The organism is Nitrospirota bacterium (assembly GCA_013388455.1).
GTDB lineage: Bacteria > Nitrospirota > Thermodesulfovibrionia > Thermodesulfovibrionales > SM23-35 > JACAFF01.
Window position 1 is genome coordinate 1 of sequence record JACAFF010000012.1, and the last position, 22,468, is coordinate 22,468.

Genomic DNA, 22,468 nt, shown 5'->3' on the forward strand with positions numbered 1-22,468 from the left:
CAAAATAAACTTATTAGATTGGTTACATCAAAAAACAATGCAAAAAAGAAAGATAATTTCGTTTATAATTTTCATGAGGCAACCAAGAAAGATTTCGTTTAGATTTTTACGTGTGGCAATATGAGAAGTATTCCAAGACAGAAGGATTACGGTTCAGGAGTATACCGATGCGGTACAGATGGCGATTGATGCAGGATTAAAGAGGATAGATGGGATAACAGTTTAAAGCTCTACAATCTCCCCTTCCATCTTGTTCAGATCGACCAGCGCAACGGTCGACTTCCCGTAGAGCCATGTGCTGACTTCACCTGGATTTACAATCAGTGTATTCTTTACCTTTCGCACGTCAGGTACATGAGTATGTCCATAGATAACTAAGTCGAAGTGACCGCTGTCAGCGAGTGCATCGGCAACATGATGCTCGTGCATTATTACTATTTTCCTGTTATTCAGACTGAAAATATAAGGTTGATTGTGGATATTTCCTTCTGCTCTATCAAGAAGAAGAAGCTTATCACCATCATTATTACCAAATATCCCTGTGTATTTGCAATGCAGTTCTTTGAATAGCTTAAGAGTAAAAGGTGATGTGTAATCTCCTGCATGGATTACATGTCCCACCCGTTTTTTGTTGAACAGTTCTATAGCTTTTTTTACCAAAGGTAAATTATCATGTGTGTCAGACATGATTCCTATAAGCATGTCATTTTCTCCTTATCATTTAATGTTTGATCTGACGATATTCTCAATACCAATACGTATCATCATTACAGCAATAGATGCAAGGAGCAGAGCCATTACCTTGGAGATGCCGATGATACCGCCTTTCCCAAATATCTTTATTATTTTATCCGCATTTATCAATGAAATCCATACAATGAATAAATTCAGTATTAGGGAAATTAAAGTTGCAGCAATACCGTAATGTTCAACGAGAACCAAAAGGGTGGTTAGTACAGCAGGACCTACTATTAGAGGAACACCGATAGGTACAACACCCATCTTGAGATCTGGTTTCATTCTTGTTTCCATACTTTGTGTTAAATCTATAATTGCAAATACAAGAAGCACAAGTCCTCCTCCGATTTTAAAATCATCCCCTGTAATCCCAAGTATTTTGAAAATTCCTTCCCCCAGAGCGATAAAAACAATACTGACAATTAAAGCAGTAAGTATTGAATCACGAACAATATCCTTTTTCTCTTGTTTTGGTATATCACCTGTCATTGATATAAAAAGCGGTATAAGAATGAATACATCTATTGCAACAAAAAGAGGTATAAATGTATTGGGCAGTATTTTTATAATATCTATCATAGGGCTGATTATAAAATTATAATTATAAAAGCGGATTTTTGAAATAAAAATGTGCAATTGATAAAATGTCAGACTTCGCTGTAAGTAAAGAAAAGAACAGGTGGTTAAGAGAACGTATGGAGGCACTCGGTATCCATGAGAAGGATATAAATGAGAAATTCATCCTTTCTTCAGGTAGAGGTGGACAGAAAATCAACAAGACATCATCCTGTGTTTATTTAAAACATGTGCCGACAGGTATTGAAATAAAATGCATGAAAGATAGAAGCCAGTCAATAAACCGTTTTCTTGCAAGGCGTGAGCTTGTAAGAAGGATAGAAATATTATCAGATAAGCTTACAAATGAAGATATTCAGAGGAAAAAGATAAGAAAGCAGAAAGCTAAAAGCAGCAAGAGGGCTCGAATAAAATATGGAACCTTGTAATTGGCTTGTTATAGTATAATCACCTATAAAGGAGGAACTCTTGAAAGAGGAAATACAGCTAAAGGAAAAAATTAAACTTCTTGAGCAGGAACTGATTACACTGACAGAGAAGCTTGAAGTTACATCAAAGGCACTCAGTGAAATCAAGGATTTAAAACAGGAAATAAAAGGGCTTAAACTGTTTATGGGGAGTGTGCATCCGGAATTCAAAAGTAAATATCCAGAAATGATACAGAAGATTTTTAAAAAGGGGTAGCATATATTTCTGCATTTTTCATATTGTATGCTTCTGGATTCCAGCTTTCGCTGGAATGACAACATTTGATGGCTATTTTAACAGTGTTACTTCAGCTCTTTTTTAAGTATATTCTCTGTGAGAGGATAATATACATTCCAGAAAAAATACGATTGTTCCCCTTTCATGTCAGCAGATAAATTAGACATGATAAATTTATAATAAGAAACCTGCCAGAAAGATGGCACTTTTTTAATGTCAGAGAAATCTCCTGCAAAGTAATAGGTATGATATGGTGATTGGGTTCTAACAACTGCAGGGAATATTTCTTTCAAACCAAAATTATTCATAATTTTTTTGCCTCTATCTGTTATATCGATTCTATAATATCCGAGAATTTCTGTTCCTTCCATTGGTTCAAGGATATCAAACCAGTAGTAGTAAGGCACGTTATTTCTTACCTTAAATTCCCTGAGAGCTTGATCGTTAAAAATAACCTTAATATTTTCATCACCCACCTCTTCTCCCTGTCTCAAAACAAATACTGTATCATCAATATTTACAAAGCCAAAACCAGGTCCCTTGAAATTCCACTGTGTTCTGTATTGTTTTTCATAGTTCTCTATCATCCATATAGGGACTTCATTATTATTACGATCGAGGTCAATGAAATATCTACCAATCCATCCATTCCATCTAACGCCAAAAAGTTTTTCAAGCCTGGAACCTACATCTCTATTTGTTGGAGTTGCAAATGTATTAAATTCTCCTATAAGTAAAACCCCATTTTTTAATGCTTCCTCAATAGTTTCTGTTTCTTTTAGTTCAGTTCCTCCATAAATTAATCTTGATCTCTCGCCTCTTAAATTTTCTTCATAAAAATCCTCGGTGTATACTCCATAAGTATCAGCAATATATATAAAATCAACATTATTTAGATTAGAAGGAAGAGGTCTGATTAAATAATTGAAATTGTTCAGAGGGTAGAATCCATAATAATCCGACTTATAGTTGAATGATTGAAAAGTTTGTTTATTAATATATTTAAGATTATTTAAAACCCATGTGAGAGCCTTATGTTCTCGATAGGTAGGTTTGGGAACAGTCTTATCAAGAATAACTCCGTCAACAGGTTTTGACGATTCCAATTGCCAGAGTATGAATGGCAAAAGAATTAAACCAGCAATAAGAATCAATAAAAAAATGAAAATCAACCTTCTTTTTATATTGGACATATTCCCTCACCATCCCTTTTCATCAAAATTAAAATTACTTATTAAAGGTAAAGAAGCAGTCTGAATCCGACCATATAATAGTTCCATCCACCGGCTGTGCCGAGTGCATAATTACCACCTTCTCCTGATAATTCAAGGGAGATTCTTCTTGAAAGATTCATACCTATAAGGCCATAACCACCGCCAATGATATCATCATTTTTTTCTCCATATCTTCTGTAGGATTGATGTCCCCCGAATGGTTCAAAATAACCATAGAATCTTTTTGTTTCGAAATACATAGATATAAAAAGTTGATGTGACATAAAATCGTCTGGATCGAAATAGCCATTTCTACTCTGTCTGTTAAAATCGAGATAGCGGAAACGATACCCAACGTTTAAAGTTGGATTTGGTTTAAAAAATGCATAACTCGTTGATAATTGAAAGTCGTTTGCATTATTTGAATCAGAATAGTCTCTGTAACTGTAACTGCTATAAATGGATAACCTATCCATTAGTTGCTGGGAGATAAAGAAAGTTGTGTTTAATACTCTTATATTGTTATCTATAAGTTCAGCAATATCTGTAAATGTATCTTTTGTAATACTGCCTCCTATTGTGCCCTTAAATACATTTAAATCAGCTTTGAGATGCCAGGTTAAAAAGTCTGTATCATTATTATTACTGACGTGTGAGAGTCCAATACCTCCTCCTAAACCGACTGTTTTGGCTATTTTTGAATATGTTCTCAATGATACATCCTGAGCTTTAGTATCTCTCAAATTATCTTTTGCATCTGTATAACGATACATTAAGTCATTCTTCCAGTTACCTAACCAGAAACCGAATCCGAGTGTATAACGGTTAACGATGTTGTCATCAGAGTCGTGATAGTAGCTGTATCTTGTATCAATAATTGGACCGATTGTTTTATTAAGTGTATAATTAAATTCCTTTAACTCTTTTTCCTGATATGAATATTCAGGTTTTAATCCTTTACCGCTCTCCTTTGCGGATTGAATATCACCTGCTGACAGATAAGCATATGAAAGTCCCAGACGGGCGTCAAAATCTTCTCCTTTCCCATAGATTTTTTCATAAAGAGGGATAGCATTACGATAATCATTCCTCCATCTCAGAGCATTTGCTTTAACAAGAAGTGCTTCATGATTTTCAGGATATTCCTTTAAAACTTCCTCAGCCTCTTTTATAGCTTCATCAAGTTTCCCCGACCATGATAGAACTCTTGCAAGGTGTATTTTAGCTTTAATATTGTTTGGATCATCTTTTAAGATCAGTCTTAATTCCCGTATTGATTCTTTTCTTTTTTCTCCCCATGATAGGTATTGAGAAATCTTGAATCTCTCATCTATTGATAAATCTTTTCTAAGATAATCTAATGCAATTACATAATGATCAGCAGCAGTCTTATAATCATCATGCGCAATATATGAATCCGCAATCTTTTTATGTATGATAGCTGCCTCTTTTTCGTCTTTTGCTGTTTGCAAATCTTTTTTTAACATCTCAAGATCTTCAGATGCAAAAGCAATACTTACATTAAATAACAATATAATTATTCCTATAATTACTTTTTGCATTTTCCCTCCTACTCATTCAATATCAATTTTCATAGTCTATATTTATATCACCGAATGAAGTCTGCTCCGGAAATTCGAAGAAAAGCCTGTATCCCTCAGGATATACAGCAGAGTGAAATAAAATTGCCCGTCGAGACTTATCTTCTTTTAACCATAAATATACTGCATCATGTTCCTCTTTATTCCAAACCCTGACGCCGACCACTTTTGCCCCAATTTTACGTGCTTCATCAATTATTAAATTCGCCTTCCCTGATTCCTTAATTTCAACCTTGAATATTTTTAGAGATCTTCCTAAAAAATTTTCAAGACCTTTGAAATAACGGAGAGGTGTATCATAGTATTGAACAGGATATCCTTCGAAGGAGTTTGATACTACAATAGGTTCATTTATATCTATAACAATTGGTTGATCTCCGATAATCACACCATCTTTAAGCTTTTTAATAGGTGCAGAACCGATAATTGTGCCTTTTGTTTTTATTCCTATTAAATTACCAATATATCTGTCGGTAGGCATATATACATTAATTCCTTTATTAGCAAGATAATAAGCAGCGTCTATTTTCCCTTCATGATCACCACAACCTATTACGAGATCAGCATCCAATGAATTCCATGCAATTGCATTAATACCGTGAGTATCATTAATAAGGACTGTCCTATCATCGATGATAATATTTGTTGGATAATTATACACTTTGTCATCAGAAAGCATAAATCTGTAATTTCCTTCTCCATCAGGTGCATACCATGTTCTGCCAATCTTTCTGACAATAGTCCCCCAGACAGGATATACTTGAATATCACCAATAAGGTCAACAATTTCCTTTATTTTTTCTCCTTCATGCCATGGAACGATTTTTTCGATCAAAAAATCCCATGGTGCTGTATCTTTATTATAAGCAGAAAGCCAGTCTCTTACTACTCTGTCGACTTGAGTTTTTATAATGGAATTCTTCTTCAATTTTATTGCTGATTTGCCGATAATAATTTTACTGATATTAATAGTATCAATAGGACGTCTCTTTTCAATACTTACAGGTTTGATAGGTATTTCAGTAACTGTAGAGGTATTGATTCCTCTAAAAAGAATATTTTCTGTATAATCTGCACCAGAGCGGGAGATTTCCTTTTCTCTCTGCTGTAAAGTTAAAGATTCATGCAGTTTAAATAATGATTTTGCCTGTAAAATTGAGAAGGAATTTTCTGTTGTTAGTCCACGCACAAGATAAGATAAAGCAAGACCGTAAGGATCACCATTCACAAAGTGTTCATCTTCGATTAGTTTCACAAAATCCTCAAGCGAGTTATAATGATTTTTGACTATTGATTTAAAATCGAACTCTTCAGGGATATGTAATGTTTGTTTGTGAGTTTCAATTTTTCCGTAAATTTCTTTTACTCGATAGTAAGATTTTTTAGGTTTTGTAAAATATCCTGGAACTTCCCACGGTTGCCAGTTAAAGTATTTTATATCTGCAAAATTATCAGGTAAAAGATCCGTAAAGTTTGAGTTATTTTTAGAAACCACTGCCGTTGAATCATCTTTGCTTAGCGGTTTGTATGATACAACAAAGACCCTTATCCCTTTCGTTATTCTTGATTCACCCTTTGAATAGATTATCTGTAAATGTGAAGGATCAGAGAAGTTCAATAAATTCCATGGGATTCTTATTTCAATAAAATTATTTGTTTTACTGTAATAGAAGTCAGAGAGGGTATCATCCCTTAAATTTCCATGTTTTAATATACTTGCATTATAAATTTTTTCAGGGAAAATATTTCCATCCCTTGAAAACTTTCTTCTATGTGTAATAATTATATCAGTGAATATACCATTGTCATTTGGTATGAGTATAAAATTTTTATTTTCTCGATATCCGCTCATTCCTGACAATCTTAAGAGATTTGGATCATATACAACTTTGTTATATCTGTCATCTATAAGAATTTTGCTATTGTTTCCATGAAGTAAAATAGTAAATTCACATCCAATTGGTACATCAAGATTTAAATTAAAGGGAAGTCTATGGTCTCCCTCTTTATCTCCATATGTATCAATCCCTATGAGATAAGCGACTTTTTCCCAATCGATCGGGCCGGCAATATCAATTCTCAAATATAGATAACCTGCATCGTAATCCGCAAGGACATGTTTTAGATTCCTTGCATCATCATAACCGTCATGAAAAGGTCTTGCAGGATTTTTTGTATTTTTGCTATACAACAAGGTAGCATTATTCCATGAAGAGGGATTCCCAGTTAATATTTCAGTTTTTGCGGGTATTTGGGCTATCAGGCCGTAACTTTCTTCCGGGTCTTGGGCATTAAACCAGAATTGATCTCTTTCTTCTGTTCCCTTTACCATCCAGTTTGTTTTGACCCATTCGTCTATCCATGAGAAGATTATACCACCAGCGCATTGTGACTCTCTAATACTGAAAATCATTTTATCTATAATATCTGCTTGTTCATCTTCATTATGACCCCCATGGTTTAATCCCTCAGGATGAAACCGTGCAATCCCCCTACTTGTCGGGATACCAAACTCTGATATAAGAAGAGGTATATTTTTGTAATAGTTTTTCAGGTCAACAAGATAATTGTGATAATAATTTGAACCTTTCGATATAGATGCTCCACCATATTTTTTTTCATATCTTAAGAAATCAGGATAATATGGATATACATGGTATGAAGCGAAAATTCCTGCTCCAAAGTTCATATGTGCAATAATTTTTGTTTCATCAAGATCATTTGCATCGTCATCATACGCTATTCTCATATGATCTTTTTCCTCTATTATCTCCCCTAACTTTTTTCTTAATTGAACCTCTTCCATGTATGTGGCTTCAGTTATGTGATGGAGTGGATCGAGAGTAGGCCAGTTCATAAAAGCCACAGGTCTCTGGGTTTGATAACTATCTGTTTCAAATGCTATAAGATAATCGAGCATTTTTGTTAACCAGACTTCCATAGGGTTGCCATTATTTATGGATAAAAATTTTCCAGAATAATTTTTAGCTTGAGCATGGTTATTGTATTCGGCTACAGCATATGGCTCCCATTCCCTCCCGAATATAAAGCCAAGGACATATTCAGATACATCAGCGAAATATGTTCCGAATGCATGTCCATATCTGTGTGGAATGCTGACATTCCCATGAATAACATTTACAGCATTTTGTAACTCCTGATTTATTTCTTTTAGATAATTTGTATCATCAAAGTTGAACTTTTCAGGAAGTTCTGCCCATATCCCTTGAATCAAGTAAAGTCTTTCTCTATCTTTTCTGCTTTTATTGTATTTTTTTAGAGCAATATAAAACTGGGGAGGTAATATTGTATATATTCTAATCACATTCGCATTCATTTCCCCAATAAGATTGAACCATTCATGATAAAGATTTTCATCTTCAGGAAATTCCGAAGGAAATTTTCCGGGTAGAGCTGTCCCAATATTGACTCCTTTTATGAAAAGCGGTGCTATTTTACCTGTATCGTCTCTAACCCAGAAGTAATTGCCCTTTGCGAAAAATTTTGAGCCTTTATTTATTTCATTACTTCTTTCATTCAGCGACAACACCTCAATTTTTTGTTGTGCAAATAAATTTTGTTTATCAATAGCAACGATTTCACGGAAGATTTTTGCTGCTTTTTGTGTGTCATTGAGTTTCTCAAATGTCAACCCAAGTCCTGTCAGGCAATCAATATTTTTGGGGTTTTGTGAAAGATATTTCTGGAAATTCTCAAGGGCATCAGTGAATGATTCTTGTTGTATATATGCGTATCCTAAACCACAATATGAATCGTTGCTTATTGGATTAAGGGAAATTGATAATTGAAAATTTTGTATGGCATTATCAGGGTCGTTTACTTTCAGAAATGCCCAGCCGAGGAGATTATAATCACCTGCGTTTTTTGAGGTTATTTTTGTTAATATTTCTATAGCCTCATGAAATTTTTCCTGACGATATTTTTCTAAAGCATTTTCATACAATCCCGCGGTAGAAGATGAAACATATAAAATGAAAGGAATAATGAAGACAATAAAGTAAATTAAAGTTTTGTTAGATATATTACACATAATACCGCATCGTTAACATTCGCGGCCTTTTTTCTCAACATACTCCCACTTTTTGATTCTGAAGATATAGCGAAATATTGCCTGGAAACGCCAGAATGAATTAATCTGCCTGTATCCGAAATTTTCGAGTATACCGAATAAAAGTAATTTAAACAGGTCACTCCATTTTGGATATCTCTTGTAAGTGATCTCTTCTAAAAAGATACCTATAGTAGATAAAAATACTCCATAAAATATTGCGAGTATAAGAAAAAGAATGAAATAATCTATATTAATAATGCCAAATATAAATGATAAAGGCACGACAATGTATCCCACCAATTCAACAATCGGTCCCATCATTTCGAAGAATAAATAATAAGGAAAAATCAGCAGACCTAATGAGCCATATCTCGGATTAAAAATTATACCCTTATGTTCCATAATACTCTGCATGAGTCCTACATGCCATCTTCTTCTCTGTCTTCCAAGCATTTTAAGATTATCAGGAGCCTCAGACCAGCATATAGGATCAGAAATAAACTTTATTCGATATGGTTTTTTATGTTTTCTATGGTATCTATGTAGTTTAACGATAAGTTCCATATCTTCAGAAACATGCTTTTTATTATATCCTCCGACAGCTATAACTGTTGCTTTATTGAATAAAGAAAATGTGCCTGAAAGAATGAGAATGGAATTAACAGCATCCCATCCGACTCTCCCGAAAAGAAAAGCTCTTAGATATTCAACTATCTGAAACATTATGAGATGACATCTGGGAAGCTTTATTTCTATTATCTCACCATTTTTTATTTCAACTCCGTTTAATATCCTTACAACACCACCACACGCTACAACAGGGGTGGTGCTTTCCATCACGGGTGTCATGAGTCTAATAAGAGCATCTTTTTCCAATATAGAATCAGCATCAACAGAACAGAAATATGGATTTCTGCTTACGTTAATACCGCAGTTAAGTGAATCAGCCTTTCCCCCTTTCTCTTTGTCAATAACCAGGAGTTTTGGGAAGGCCGGGTTGTAATAAAATCCCCTTACAGGATTAGTTTTCAATATATTCCGATATACCACATCAATTTTAGTGAGGTTAAAAGTATTTATCAGATTAGAAAGCGTATTATCAGTAGAATCATCATTGATTACTATTACATCAAAGAATGGATAATTCATTGAAAGAGCAGACTTTACCATCCGTGTAATTACATTTTCTTCATTATGGGCAGGTATCAAAATCGAGATAGGAGGTGTTTCTGGAGAATAACTGAAGTCCCTGATGGCTGAATATTTTATGCGTTTTATGTATCTGAGTATTACAAAAAGTGAAATTGTTAACAGGACAGAATATACTGAATTAACGATTCCATAATATATACCAACAAAATAATTAAATCCTAATATTAAAGATAATAGGATACCTTTCATTCTGTTATTCCCTTACGCATAATAAGACTAAGTTCATATTTAATTTTTTCATCCTGGCCTTTGCTTAAATATTCATTCAGTGGCGTAGAAAAATTCAGTGAGTGCATGATGCTAAGTATCTCCCTTGATTTTTCGTATATCTCCTTTTTTTCTGAGCGTAGATTCTCAATAAGACGTGAAACAAAGTTTGTTTTCTGAATCTCTTCACAGACACTTTCTTTCGCATAAGCGTCTCTATATCTGAGTGCCCTTAGGAAAATATTGATAGAATCGTCTTCGAACTTTGTTAATGCGAGGGCTGCTGCGTTTCTGACTTGCCAGTTTTGATCCAGAAGCAAACCGCCAAGCATATCAATAGCCTTTTTGTACTTCAAATTCCCGAATGCTTTAGAAGCCTGTAACCTTACAAACCACACCGGATCGTCGAGTAACGGAAACAATAGACTGTAATCAAATTCAACAAAACCTGTATAAGCCATGCCCAGAATTTTTAAAGCCTTTGCCCTGACTTCTGCATTAGTATTTTTTATATTGTCTAATGCAAATGAACATGATTTTTCAGTAATAGGCAAAGTGCTGAGTACTTCTAAAATCGATGCTTTAATTTTTTTGTCATCATAGTTTTTACCATGTTCAATCAGAACTGGAATTGCATCAATGCCAAAAGCTGTAAGGGATGTTTCTATAGTTTTCTGAGCAATGAGTGATTCCTTATAAAGTTTTGGTAAGTGATGCAGTAGTATTTCTAATGCTTTTAATGTGCCTATTTTGCTGAGAGCTCTTACAGCAACAGATATTATTTCGGTATTTTTTGTTTCAAGTATATTTGCAATTTTATCTATTGAAGATTCACTCAACATTTTACCCAGAGTATCAATCGCTGTCGCCCTAACAATATTATTCATACTCTTGAGTTTCTTTTCATAATAAGTTACATATCCAAGCTTATTACAAAGTATTTTTACATCTTCTCTATACAGATCTTTCTGTATCAGATCAAGCAATATGTGTTCGATTGCCTGGAATTTTAGAGACCCCGGAGATGAATGGAATTCTTGGATGCTATTGAATACCTCTTGTTTTTCGATGGCTTTTGTTAGTTTATCGTGATAGGAATCTCTTAATTTATCTAATTTTCTATATTTCCAGCTTTTTATTAGTCTTCTGAGTGTAGCAGAGATTAGAAATACCAATATTAAAAAGACGATTGATACAATAATAGAAAGGAGTATAAGTCTTAGTTGATCTTGCATTTAATGTAACTTTATAAATTATGCCATTTTATCATCTTAGCGATTTTTTATTAACTTTAACCCCTCTATCTTTATTATAAGATTGATTTATGAAAAATCAATACTACCTGCGTAGGGGTTGTATCGAGTTAAAGAAATTTTTTAGCAATATATGCATTATTTGGGTTAATCGCCTATATTGTGAGTCAATTGCTCTAATGATATTGATATATAATGACGTGATTCATTAAACTACAACCTGTAAACTGCATGGAATGGTATGAAATACAGTTGCTCCTTCCCCTGCCGCTATTAGAGTCGGTATATAATTACCTCTGGCCTTTTATTAACGGTATTTCAATGGAAAGAGATAAGGAGGATTTTCTTATCAAAGCTTATATTTTTTCATCATATCCTGACAACTTTCTGAAAAGATTAAATTATTTTTTAAAGATACAGGCAAAAAGCTATAAAATTCATTATAACCCTCCAAATGCTTTTATGACACAGCCTTTTTTTGCTGAAAAATTCATAATAGTTCCCTTTCCGGCATCTCATATTCCTCCTTTCGGCATTCCCATTTTTATTCAGAGAGGAAGGTCTTTTGGAATCGGCAGTCATCCCTGTACAATCTATTGTTTGAAAGCCTTGACTGAAGTTATGCGCAAAAATCATATAAAGAATATTCTTGATGCTGGAACAGGCACAGGAATCCTTGCAATCGCTGCTTCAAAATTGGGTGCTTCCAATATAAAAGCGGTAGAGATATTGCCTGAAGCGATAGCAGAGGCAAGCGAAAATGTGAGATTAAATAAAGCAGAAGATAGAGTTGCAATTATTCATTGTTCAGTAACAGAAATTGAAGGATTATATGACCTCATTATAGCTAATCTATATGGAACTCTTCTCAAGGAAATTGCCCCGTTGCTTATTGAAAGACTTGCTTCAAAGGGTTGGCTAATAATAAGCGGTATGAGTAAAGAACAGTCAGAAATAGTAATCTCTGCTTTTACCCATAGAGGGTTAGAGTTACATAAAATTTTGAGTGATGAAGAATGGTTTTCAGCAGTCTTGAAATCTAAGTAAAGCTGACCTTTACTGGTTTTCTCTCGATTTCAGGTTCCTCTAATTCGAAAAATTCTTCCTGTTTGAATGAAAATGCAGATGCGATGATATTTGAAGGGAAAGACTCGATTAGGATATTGAAATCTCTAACTACTGCATTATAATAACGTCTTGCATATTCTATATTATCTTCAAGTTCTTTTAACTGTGATTGAAGCTGCATAAAATTTACATTTGCTTTTAGTTCGGGATAAGCTTCTGCCAGAGCAAATAGACTTTTTAAAGTATCCATTAACATATTTTCTGCCTTTGCCTTTTCAACAGGTGATGATGCCCTCATAGCCATAGTCCTTGCTTGTGTAACTTTTTCAAATACTGTTTTTTCATGTGTCGCATATCCTTTAACTGTTTCGACAAGATTTGGGACAAGGTCATATCTTTTTTTAAGTTGAACGTCAATATCTGACCAAGAAGATTTTACAGTATTTTTGAGACGTATTAGCTTGTTGTAAATTACGATGACCATAACTATTAAAGCCAAAATTATTCCACTAATTATGAGTAGAGCTATCATCTTTCTCCCTTTAGTTCTGAATTCTAACAAATTTCATAAGAAATTGAATAACATCCTCAGCTTTTATTTTTTCAATATCCTTTGTTTTTCTATCTTTTATTTCAACAAGACCCTCTTTTAGATTCTTTTCGCCCATTATAACATGAACAGGTATACCGATTAAGTCTGCATCCTTGAATTTAACTCCTGCCCTCACATCCCGATCGTCTATAAGAACATCAAAGCCTTTTCCAGTTAGTTCTTCATAAATCTTATTAGCAGTTTCTATAGTCTTCTCATCTTTTACATTAAGAGGCAAGATTTCAATATCAAACGGAGCAATGCTTTTGGGCCATATGATACCATCTTTGTCATGATTCTGTTCTATTGCTGCTGAAGCAATACGGGCAGGTCCTATCCCATAACTTCCCATGATAAGCGGTCTTTCTTCTCCCTTTTCATCCAGATATATTGCTTTGAGAGGAATAGAATATTTTGTCCCCAGTTTGAAGATATTACCGATTTCAATAACAAATTCAGTTCGTAATGGAGTATTACATTTTATACATAAGTCTCCTTCCTTTGCAACGTGTATATCATACCATTCGGCAGTAAAATGTTTGCCTGGCTTTATCCCCTTTGTATGGTAATGTTGCTTATTTGCACCACTGACATATATACCTTCTTGTAAGCATGGATCAGCGATAATTCTGATATTATGATTCATAGGACCTATAAAGCCGGCTTCGACGCCAATGATATCTTTAACCTCATCTTTATGAGCGGGTCGGTATTCACCTATAATTTTTATGAGTTTTTTCTCATGTAATTCTTGATCTCCCCTCACAAGGGCGAGCACAGGTTCTTTACTGCTGATTACAAGTATACTTTTGATAAAATATTCAGGACCAAGTTTTAAAAAATTTGATACTTCTTCGACAGTTCGCTTATCAGGAGTATAAATCTCTTCAAAATCAGATTCCCTGATTTCGATTTTTACAGGATTTGAAAGTGCAAGTTCAACATTTGCTGCATATCCGCATGAATTACATAGAACAACCTCATCTTCTCCAGCATTGCTTGGGGCCATGAATTCATGTGATGTTGCACCACCCATCATTCCTGGATCTGATTCGACCATATAAAAATTTAGACCACATCTTGTGAAGATTCTATGATAAGCTTCTGCATGCAGTTGATAATTCTTTTCAAGGCCATCTTCATCAGCATCAAAACTGTAACTATCTTTCATCAGAAATTCTCTTGTTCTAAGTATTCCACTCTTTGGTCTTGCTTCATCTCTTAGTTTAGTCTGTATCTGATACCATATTTGCGGCAAGTCCCGATAAGATCTGATTTCTTTAGCAGCAAGCCATGTCACTATTTCTTCGTGTGTCATACCGAGACACATGTTACGGCCTGTTCTGTCTTTTAACCTGAACATCTCTTCTTTGATATCAAACCACCTTCCTGTTTCCTGCCATATTTCAGCAGGGTGTAATACAGGCATAATGATTTCTTGAGCACCAATTGCATTCATTTCCTGGCGGATTATGTTGTTGATCTTTTCGATAACCCTTAAACCGATTGGAAGATAAATATAAAGTCCTGCTGCAAGCTGTCTGATGTATCCGGCACGGAGCATGAGAATATGGCTTATTGCAATAGCATCAGCAGGAATTTCTCTTAACGTTGGAATGAACATCTTAGAAAATCGCATGAAATTGCTCCTTTCATAAATTGCAAATATCAAATGATATCTAATATAGAAAAATTTTTTAAAAAAGTGTTACATTAATTTATTCGAGGAGGAAAGAAAAGTGTTAAAAAGAGTCCCTATTACACCTGAAGGTTACCAGAAGCTTAAAGAAGAGCTTGAAAGACTTATCAAGATTGAAAGACCCAATAACATCAAAGAAATCTCTGAAGCAAGAGCTCATGGCGACCTGTCAGAGAATGCAGAATATCATGCTGCAAAAGAAAGACAGTCCTTCATTGAGGGGCGGATTCAGGAATTAAAGACAAAGTTGGCTCTCGCAGATGTTATAGATCCTTCGAAGATCTCACAGGAAAAGGTTGCATTCGGAGCAAAAGTAAAAGTTTTTGATACTTTAGCTAATCAAGAAAAAATATATAAGCTTGTAGGCCCTGATGAGGCAGATGTTAAAAACGGAAAGATATCAATAAGCTCACCGATTGGCAGGGCTCTCCTTAATAAAGAAATTGGTGATATAGTTACTGTCAAGGCACCTGCAAGAACAATGGAGTACGAAATATTAGAGATAAACTTTGAATAAATATTTCAAAGGTCTAATAAAAGAAAATTATTGTATAAGCACGAATTATTATCTCCTTACTATAAAGCCTTTAGTACCTGTCATAAATCCAAAACCAGGACAATTTTACATGGTGGGGATTGGTGATACTTACGACCCTCTTCTAAAAAGGCCTTTCAGTTTTTTTAAAAAGATTCGTGATACGCTACAGTTTTTATATACTGTCAGAGGCAAAGGAACGCTGAAGATGAAAAATCTCAAGCGTGGTGAGGTTATTCATATTGTTGGGCCTCTTGGCAATGGATATCCACTACCTGAAAAAAAATCACTGCCAGTCTTTGTGGCAGGGGGGACTGGAATAGCATCTGTCTTTTCTATGTTTCAAAAATTATCTAATAAAGCATGCCTGCTATATGGTGCAAAATGCAGAGATGATATTATAGATTTAAAGGACACTAAATCAACAAAAGATCGACTTATTTTATGTACTGACGATGGCTCTTTCGGTAGAAGTGGCACTGTTGTAGATAATATGGAAAAATTTTTATCTGAAAAATTTTCATTAAAAGATACTCCGGTTATTTATGCCTGCGGTCCTAAACCGATGCTCGAAGCGATTGCTAAAATAGCCATTAAAAGAGATTTAAGAGGATATGTTTCACTGGAAGAGAATATGGCATGTGGATTTGGTGCATGTCTTGGATGTGCGGTCAAGACTATTCATGGATATAAAAGGGTTTGCAAAGAAGGTCCGGTATTCCCGATAGAGGAAATTGTATGGGAATAGAAAATAAGGATAACGATTTTAGAGAGACATTATCGGGTGGATTTATCTGTTAAAATAGGCCATTTAAAATTAAAAAACCCTATTACAACAGCATCAGGGACGTTTGGATATGGAGAGGAATATTCTGAATTCATTGATCTGAATAAGCTCGGTGCAATTATTGTAAAGGGAATTTCTCTGGAGCCAAGAGAAGGAAATCCTCCACCACGTATATGTGAAACACCATGTGGTATGTTGAATGCAATTGGCCTTCAGAATATAGGACTTAAAAGATTTCTGAAAGAGAAGCTCCCGTACCTTAGAAAATTCGATACAAATATAATAGCCAATATACTCGGTGAAACTATTCAGGAATATGTAAAACTCGCACAGTGCCTTGATGATGCTGGTCTTGACGGGATAGAACTGAACGTTTCATGTCCGAATGTAAAAAAAGGAGGAGTGCTTTTCGGGAATGATGGAAGGATGCTGAAAGAATTGATATCAGAGGTAAGAAAGTCAGTTAAACATTCGACTTTGATTACAAAGCTTCCTCCGAGTATATCCAGCATTCAAAAATTAGCAAGAGTAGCAGAAGAAAATGGTAGCGATGCAATTTCATTAATCAATACAATACAGGGAATGGCTATTGATATTGAGACTTTTAAACCGAAGCTTGCAAATATAAGTGGTGGACTTTCAGGGCCTGCAATAAGGCCAATTGCTGTTAAGATGGTATGGGAGGCATCAAAAGCAGTAAAGATTCCTGTAATAGGCATAGGTGGAATTACAAACTTTTCTGATGCAATAGAATTCATGCTTGCCGGTGCTCATGCTGTGCAGGTGGGTACTGGAAATTTTTTAAATCCCACTGTAACAATAGATATTATTGATGAATTGAAACAATATTTAGAGAGAAAACATTTAAAGAATGTAAGAGACATAATAGGTAAGGTTCATATTGTATAGTTCAGTAATAACATTGACGACCGATTTTGGCTATAAAGATCCTTTCGTAGGAATTATGAAAGGAGTTATATTAAAAATCAATCCGCTGGTAAGAATTGTCGACATTTCTCATGAAGTTGTTCCACAAAATATAATGGAAGCTTCTTTTATGATCGAAAAGAGCTTTAAATCATTCCCTCAAAAAACGATTCATGTTGGCGTTGTAGACCCAGGGGTCGGTTCAGAAAGGAGGCCTATTTTAATATCAGCAGAATATCATTATTTTGTTGGTCCTGATAACGGAATTTTTTCTTTTATCTATAATCTGAGCAAGCATTTTACGGTTATTCATATTACTGCAAAACATTACTTTCTACCTGATCTGAGTTCTACATTTCATGGAAGAGATATTTTTGCCCCAGTTGCTGCCTGGCTTTCAAAAGGAGTTGATATAAATAATTTTGGAGAGCCTATTCGTGACTATGCAAAAATCCCCGCATCTTTTCCTAAAAAGCTATCAGAACGTATCATGGAAGGAGAGGTGATTTATATTGATCGTTTTGGAAACTTAATAACAAATATTTCTGCTAATAATATTAATGAACTTACAAGAAATTATCCTGATAAGAAATTGAAGGTTATGATTCGAGATATCGAAGCACCTTTTAAAACACATTATTCAGAAGCAACAGATGATGTGCTTTATTCACTAATAGACAGCTTTGACTCTCTTGAACTATTTGTAAATAAAGGAAATGCTTCAACAATTTTTGATATAAACGTAGGAGAAAAGGTTATAGTTACAATTACAAAGTAATAAACTACGAACTCTTGTTATACCCGAAAAATGCACATTTAAAATAATGCTCCAATGTTTTTAATGCATTTTAATGCATAATGTATACGACGAATGAGTTCTATCTGTATTTTGAGGAATTTCGTATTTATTGACAGATTTTTATATTAATTTTTATAATTTAAAGTTAATATTAACTTATTAAAATGAAAATATACATTCCAGATATACCTGTAGAAGGTTTAGAAATTGAATTAAAAGAGCATACAGAGATTAACAACATTATTGTTCCTGTCAGTGCTCAGCTTAAGGTAGAAAAAGTTGGCACAGAGATAATGATTAAAGGTAGTTTGACATCTGATGTGATTTTTCAATGCAGCAGGTGTTTGAAAGATTTTAGTATGAGAATATTTATTAATGTAGATGTGTTTTATCACCCTGTTGAAGAGTTAAAAGGAGAAGAAACACATGAAATTAAGATTGATGAACTTGATATGGATTTTTATTCTGGAGAAGAGCTTGATATCATGAATCTTATAAATGAACAAATCATGCTGAATATACCAATGAAGCCCTTATGTTCCGAAACATGCAAGGGTATTTGCATTAAATGTGGAACTGATCTAAATGCTGGTATTTGTAAATGTGAGACACTTCATATTGATCCGAGGTTAGCATCTCTAAAAACTTTTTTAGAAAATAGTTAACAAAGTAATATTAATTTTTGAAAGGAGTAAGAAATTGGCAAATCCAACACACAGACATACCCGCTCAAGAAGGGATAAGCGGAGGGCTAACTGGAAAGGACAGCTCCCCAATCTCTGTCTATGCCCTGACTGTAATGAACTTAAATTGTCTTTTAAAGTATGTCCTCATTGTGGCTCCTATAAAGGCCGTAAAGTTCTTGAAATTGTTGAAAAGGAAGTATGAGAATTGCCCTCGATGCGATGGGTGGGGATTATGCTCCAGCAGTTAATCTTGAAGGTGCTATAGAAACTGTTGATAGTCATCAAGATATTCAAATTATCCTTGTTGGCGATGAATCTATTCTGAATAAGGAACTTGAGAACAAAAAATATCCTCACAATCGTATTTCGATAAAACATGCCTCTCAGAGCGTCAAAATGGATGAATCTCCTTCTATTGCCATAAGAAAGAAAAGGGATTCATCAATCAGGAGAGGAATTGAATTAGTTAAAAGTGGCGAGGCTGATGGATTTGTCAGTGCAGGACATTCTGGAGTTATCATGGGAACAGCGCTATTAGTATTAGGGACGTCTCATGCTGTAGATAGACCTGCAATTGCAACAATAATGCCTACTTTGAAAGCACCGTTTGTTCTAATTGATGCAGGTGCAAACTTGCATTGTAAACCGGATAATCTTTTGCAGTTTGCACTTATGGGGAGCACATATTGTAGAACAATTCTTGGAAGACCAGATCCTCGGGTTGCACTTATAAGTACAGGAGAAGAAGATACAAAAGGAAACTTACTTATCAAAGAGACTTTTAAACTTCTAAAGGAAGCAGACATTAATTTTGTGGGGAATGTTGATGGCAAAGATATTTTTACAGGTAATTACGATGTGATTGTCTGTGATGGCTTTACAGGGAATGTAATATTGAAAACAAGCGAAGGACTTGCAGATGCGCTTATTAAAATGATCAAAATAGAAGTTGCAAACCTAACAGCAGGGAGGATAGGATATCTTTTAATGAAACCCGCTTTAAAAAATTTTAAGAAGAAAACAGATTATGATGAATACGGTGGAGCACCTTTATTAGGAATAAACGGGACCTGTATTATAAGTCATGGTAGATCTACTGCAAAGGCAATTCGTAATGCAATAAGGGTAGCCGCTGATTTTGCCGAAAAGAAGGTAAATGCAATTATATCATCATCAATAGAAAAGGATATGTATCGTCATGAAGGAACAAAAACTCCGAAGAAGTAGAATTATCTCCACAGCCTCATATCTTCCTGAAAAGGTTTTAACAAATTTTGATTTAGAAAAGATGGTTGATACCTCTGATGAATGGATAACCGAACGGACTGGAATAAAAGAGCGTAGAATTGCTGAAGAAAATCAGTCCGCTTCAGATCTTGCCTATGAGGCTTCAAAGCTCGCTATCGATAGAGCCGGTTTAAAAGCAGAAGATATAGATATGATTATTGTTGCAACTGTAACAGGTGATATGCCTTTTCCATCAACAGCCTGTTTTTTACAGGACAAATTGAATGCAGTTAATGCTGCTGGATTCGATATAAATGCAGCCTGTTCAGGTTTTATCTATGCACTATATATTGGAGATAGTTTTATAAAATCGGGAAAACATGAGAGAATCCTTTTAGTAGGGACTGAGGTATTATCAAAGATTACTGATTGGACTGATCGAACAACCTGTGTAATTTTTGGTGATGGAGCAGGAGCGGTGATTATTGAGCCGACTTACGAAGAAAGAGGAATACTTTCAGCACACATTGCTTCTGATGGAAAGATGTGGCAACTTTTAAATATACCCGGTGGTGGTTCAGTTAATCCAGCGTCAATCGATACTGTTAATCAAAGAATGCATTATATAAAAATGAAGGGTAACGAGACTTTTAAGATTGCTGTTAGAACTCTGGAAGATCTTGTTTTAAAAATTCTTGAAGAGAATAGTCTGGATGCATCACAGATATCTCTGCTTATCCCTCACCAGGCAAATCTAAGAATAATACAGGCAACTGCTGACAGACTGGGAATCCCGCTTTCAAAAGTAATAATTAATCTTGATAAATATGGTAATACATCAGCAGCTTCTATCCCAATAGCGCTTGATGAGGCTGTAACATCAGGAAGAGTTAAGGAAGGCGATTATTTAGTTCTTGAGGCCTTCGGGGGAGGGCTTACGTGGGCTTCAGCATTAATAAAGTGGTAGTTTCCTCTTGTCTATATCAAGGAGTCGCCTTACTGAAGTGAGAAGCTCAATGCTTTCAAATGGTTTTCTTAAGAAAACATTAATAATTGATGTATCTTTTACTATTTTTTCATCTCTATAACCTGAGACTACAATTATTTTAATATCAGGTTTTATTTCTCTAAGATGTTTGACAAGATCACTACCTTCCAAGAGGGGCATAACAATGTCAGTAATTACAAGAGAGATTTTACTTGAAAAATTCTTAAAAAGATCAATTGCTGTTAATGAATTATTCGCAGGCATAACACTATAACCGTGTGTTTCAAGTATGTCTTTAATATAATTGAGAACATCTCTGTCGTCATCAACAACAAGTATATTTTCATTCCCTTCAACTGATATCGGTTCGGGTTTTCCAATTTTAATAACAGATGTTTCTGAAATTGGCAGGTAAATATCAAAAGTCGTTCCCTTGTCTAATTCGCTCTGGACAGAAATATAGCCTTGATGATCCTTAACGATTCCATATACACTGGCAAGCCCGAGACCGGTCCCCCTGTTTTTTTCTTTTGTGGTAAAAAATGGATCAAAAATTTTGTTAATTATTGCTTTAGGAATTCCACAGCCTGTATCAGAAATAGTTAAAAGTGCATATTTTCCTGGTTTGATATAAGCTAAGGTATTTTGTATGTCTGATTTGTCAACTTCTAAAACACTTGTTTTTATTGAAATAAGACCACCTTCGGGCATGGCATCTTTAGAATTTACCATAAGATTCATTATAACCTGCTCAAGCTGGTTTGGATCGCCATCAATTATTGGATTGATGTTACTGAGATTTATTTTTAATCCTATTCTTTTGTTAAGAACACCTTCAAAAAGTTTTACAGAGTCATTAACAACATCATTCAAGTTTAACGGTAATACTTCATGTGGTTCTCTTCTTGCAAAACTCAATAATTTTGAAACCATTACTCCTGCTTTTCGTGCAGAACTCTCAATATTTCTAACTCGCTGTTTTGATGTTTCATCAAGATCACTAAATTCGAGTAATAATTCTGAATAGCCGAGTATAGCAGTCAGTATGTTATTGAAATTGTGCGCAATACCTCCTGCAAGAACACCGACAGATTCCATTTTTTGTGAGTGCATGAGCTGCTCCTGCATCTTTTTCTTCTCGGTTATATCTCTATAAAAAGATTGGATATATTTTTGACCTTCAATCTCTATTCGGTTTGAACTGACCTCAAGAAGAACTTTCTCACCATCTTTTCTAAAATGTTCTGTTTCGTAAACAAGCGAAGCTCCATTAAGTATTTGTGTTAGCCGTTCATTAAGCGTTTGGTTTTCTTCTTTAACTTCGAGGAGACTAATATTAACTCCAATCAAAGCATCTCTTTCAAAACCATGAAGTTCACACGCCTTTTTATTGACATTCACTATTATACCGTTCTTATCAAGTACTATAATACCATCAGTTGCATTATCGAATATTGACCTGTGCCACTTTTCAGATATAGAAAGTTCTTTGGTACGTTCCTTTACCAATTCTTCAAGATGGGAAGAGTATTGCTCAAGTTTTTGTTTTTCTTGATTGAGTTCATATTGAAGGCTGAGCTCG

The 22,468-nt window shown here is 34.6% G+C and carries 21 protein-coding genes; 11 read left to right on the forward strand and 10 right to left on the reverse strand.

Annotation, left to right across the window (positions count from 1 at the left end; all coding sequences use genetic code 11):
- Nucleotides 1-222: 222 nt before the first annotated feature.
- On the reverse strand, nucleotides 223-702 hold the full coding sequence (locus HXY53_03230; GenBank protein ID NWF75578.1) for a metallophosphoesterase: 480 nt from the start codon (nucleotides 700-702) through the stop codon (nucleotides 223-225).
- A 15-nt stretch (nucleotides 703-717) separates the two neighbouring features.
- Nucleotides 718-1,317: a MarC family protein gene (locus tag HXY53_03235; protein ID NWF75579.1), complete on the reverse strand. Its 600-nt coding sequence runs from the start codon at nucleotides 1,315-1,317 to the stop codon at nucleotides 718-720.
- Between the two features lie 65 nt (nucleotides 1,318-1,382).
- Here HXY53_03235 and HXY53_03240 point away from each other — a divergent pair, with 65 nt between their 5' ends.
- On the forward strand, nucleotides 1,383-1,742 hold the full coding sequence (locus tag HXY53_03240) for a peptide chain release factor-like protein (GenBank protein ID NWF75580.1): 360 nt from the start codon (nucleotides 1,383-1,385) through the stop codon (nucleotides 1,740-1,742).
- A 40-nt stretch (nucleotides 1,743-1,782) separates the two neighbouring features.
- Entirely contained in the window at nucleotides 1,783-1,998 is a 216-nt protein-coding gene (locus tag HXY53_03245) for a hypothetical protein (GenBank protein ID NWF75581.1), read from the forward strand.
- An 86-nt stretch (nucleotides 1,999-2,084) separates the two neighbouring features.
- Here the strand turns inward: HXY53_03245 and HXY53_03250 are convergent, their stop codons facing one another.
- From HXY53_03250 to HXY53_03270, 5 genes are all read right to left on the reverse strand, one after another.
- Nucleotides 2,085-3,212 carry a hypothetical protein gene (locus HXY53_03250; protein ID NWF75582.1) on the reverse strand — a complete coding sequence of 376 codons (1,128 nt, stop codon included), beginning with the start codon at nucleotides 3,210-3,212 and terminating at the stop codon, nucleotides 2,085-2,087.
- Between the two features lie 41 nt (nucleotides 3,213-3,253).
- On the reverse strand, nucleotides 3,254-4,795 hold the full coding sequence (locus HXY53_03255; GenBank protein ID NWF75583.1) for a tetratricopeptide repeat protein: 1,542 nt from the start codon (nucleotides 4,793-4,795) through the stop codon (nucleotides 3,254-3,256).
- Nucleotides 4,796-4,817: 22 nt separating this feature from the next.
- Nucleotides 4,818-8,798, reverse strand: a complete 3,981-nt coding sequence (locus tag HXY53_03260) for a tetratricopeptide repeat protein (GenBank protein ID NWF75584.1) — start codon at nucleotides 8,796-8,798, stop codon at nucleotides 4,818-4,820.
- A gap of 99 nt (nucleotides 8,799-8,897) precedes the next feature.
- Nucleotides 8,898-10,307 (reverse strand): glycosyltransferase, encoded by a 1,410-nt coding sequence (locus HXY53_03265; protein ID NWF75585.1) that lies wholly within the window; start codon nucleotides 10,305-10,307, stop codon nucleotides 8,898-8,900.
- Complete coding sequence (locus HXY53_03270; protein NWF75586.1) at nucleotides 10,304-11,560, reverse strand: HEAT repeat domain-containing protein; 1,257 nt, start codon at nucleotides 11,558-11,560, stop codon at nucleotides 10,304-10,306. The genes HXY53_03265 and HXY53_03270 overlap by 4 nt, the downstream gene beginning before the upstream one ends.
- Nucleotides 11,561-11,809: 249 nt before the next feature.
- Here HXY53_03270 and HXY53_03275 point away from each other — a divergent pair, with 249 nt between their 5' ends.
- Nucleotides 11,810-12,625 carry a 50S ribosomal protein L11 methyltransferase gene (locus HXY53_03275; protein ID NWF75587.1) on the forward strand — a complete coding sequence of 272 codons (816 nt, stop codon included), beginning with the start codon at nucleotides 11,810-11,812 and terminating at the stop codon, nucleotides 12,623-12,625.
- On the opposite strand, the gene HXY53_03280 is transcribed toward HXY53_03275, so the two are convergent.
- Together HXY53_03280 and HXY53_03285 are read right to left on the reverse strand one after the other, a co-directional pair.
- On the reverse strand, nucleotides 12,618-13,178 hold the full coding sequence (locus HXY53_03280; GenBank protein ID NWF75588.1) for a LemA family protein: 561 nt from the start codon (nucleotides 13,176-13,178) through the stop codon (nucleotides 12,618-12,620). The genes HXY53_03275 and HXY53_03280 overlap by 8 nt on opposite strands.
- A 10-nt stretch (nucleotides 13,179-13,188) precedes the next feature.
- Nucleotides 13,189-14,877, reverse strand: coding sequence for a proline--tRNA ligase (locus tag HXY53_03285; protein NWF75589.1), 1,689 nt, complete (start codon nucleotides 14,875-14,877; stop codon nucleotides 13,189-13,191).
- Nucleotides 14,878-14,977: 100 nt separating this feature from the next.
- Here HXY53_03285 and greA point away from each other — a divergent pair, with 100 nt between their 5' ends.
- From greA to HXY53_03325, 8 genes are all read left to right on the forward strand, one after another.
- Nucleotides 14,978-15,454, forward strand: a complete 477-nt coding sequence (greA, locus tag HXY53_03290) for a transcription elongation factor GreA (protein ID NWF75590.1) — start codon at nucleotides 14,978-14,980, stop codon at nucleotides 15,452-15,454.
- Nucleotides 15,447-16,220 (forward strand): dihydroorotate dehydrogenase electron transfer subunit, encoded by a 774-nt coding sequence (locus HXY53_03295; GenBank protein NWF75591.1) that lies wholly within the window; start codon nucleotides 15,447-15,449, stop codon nucleotides 16,218-16,220. The genes greA and HXY53_03295 overlap by 8 nt, the downstream gene beginning before the upstream one ends.
- 36 nt (nucleotides 16,221-16,256) lie before the next feature.
- Complete coding sequence (locus tag HXY53_03300) at nucleotides 16,257-17,168, forward strand: dihydroorotate dehydrogenase (protein ID NWF75592.1); 912 nt, start codon at nucleotides 16,257-16,259, stop codon at nucleotides 17,166-17,168.
- A complete protein-coding gene (locus HXY53_03305) occupies nucleotides 17,161-17,964 on the forward strand; it encodes an SAM-dependent chlorinase/fluorinase (protein NWF75593.1) in 804 nt (267 codons plus the stop codon). Before HXY53_03300 ends, HXY53_03305 begins: the two co-directional genes overlap by 8 nt.
- A gap of 185 nt (nucleotides 17,965-18,149) precedes the next feature.
- Complete coding sequence (locus HXY53_03310) at nucleotides 18,150-18,650, forward strand: DUF177 domain-containing protein (GenBank protein NWF75594.1); 501 nt, start codon at nucleotides 18,150-18,152, stop codon at nucleotides 18,648-18,650.
- A 34-nt stretch (nucleotides 18,651-18,684) separates the two neighbouring features.
- Complete coding sequence (gene rpmF, locus HXY53_03315) at nucleotides 18,685-18,873, forward strand: 50S ribosomal protein L32 (protein NWF75595.1); 189 nt, start codon at nucleotides 18,685-18,687, stop codon at nucleotides 18,871-18,873.
- Nucleotides 18,870-19,898: a phosphate acyltransferase PlsX gene (plsX, locus tag HXY53_03320; protein ID NWF75596.1), complete on the forward strand. Its 1,029-nt coding sequence runs from the start codon at nucleotides 18,870-18,872 to the stop codon at nucleotides 19,896-19,898. Before rpmF ends, plsX begins: the two co-directional genes overlap by 4 nt.
- Nucleotides 19,870-20,865 carry a ketoacyl-ACP synthase III gene (locus tag HXY53_03325; protein ID NWF75597.1) on the forward strand — a complete coding sequence of 332 codons (996 nt, stop codon included), beginning with the start codon at nucleotides 19,870-19,872 and terminating at the stop codon, nucleotides 20,863-20,865. Before plsX ends, HXY53_03325 begins: the two co-directional genes overlap by 29 nt.
- On the opposite strand, the gene HXY53_03330 is transcribed toward HXY53_03325, so the two are convergent.
- Nucleotides 20,851-22,468, reverse strand: a 1,618-nt coding sequence (locus HXY53_03330; GenBank protein ID NWF75598.1) for a PAS domain S-box protein, incomplete at its 5' end; no start/stop codon positions are given. The two genes, HXY53_03325 and HXY53_03330, sit on opposite strands and share 15 nt — an antisense overlap.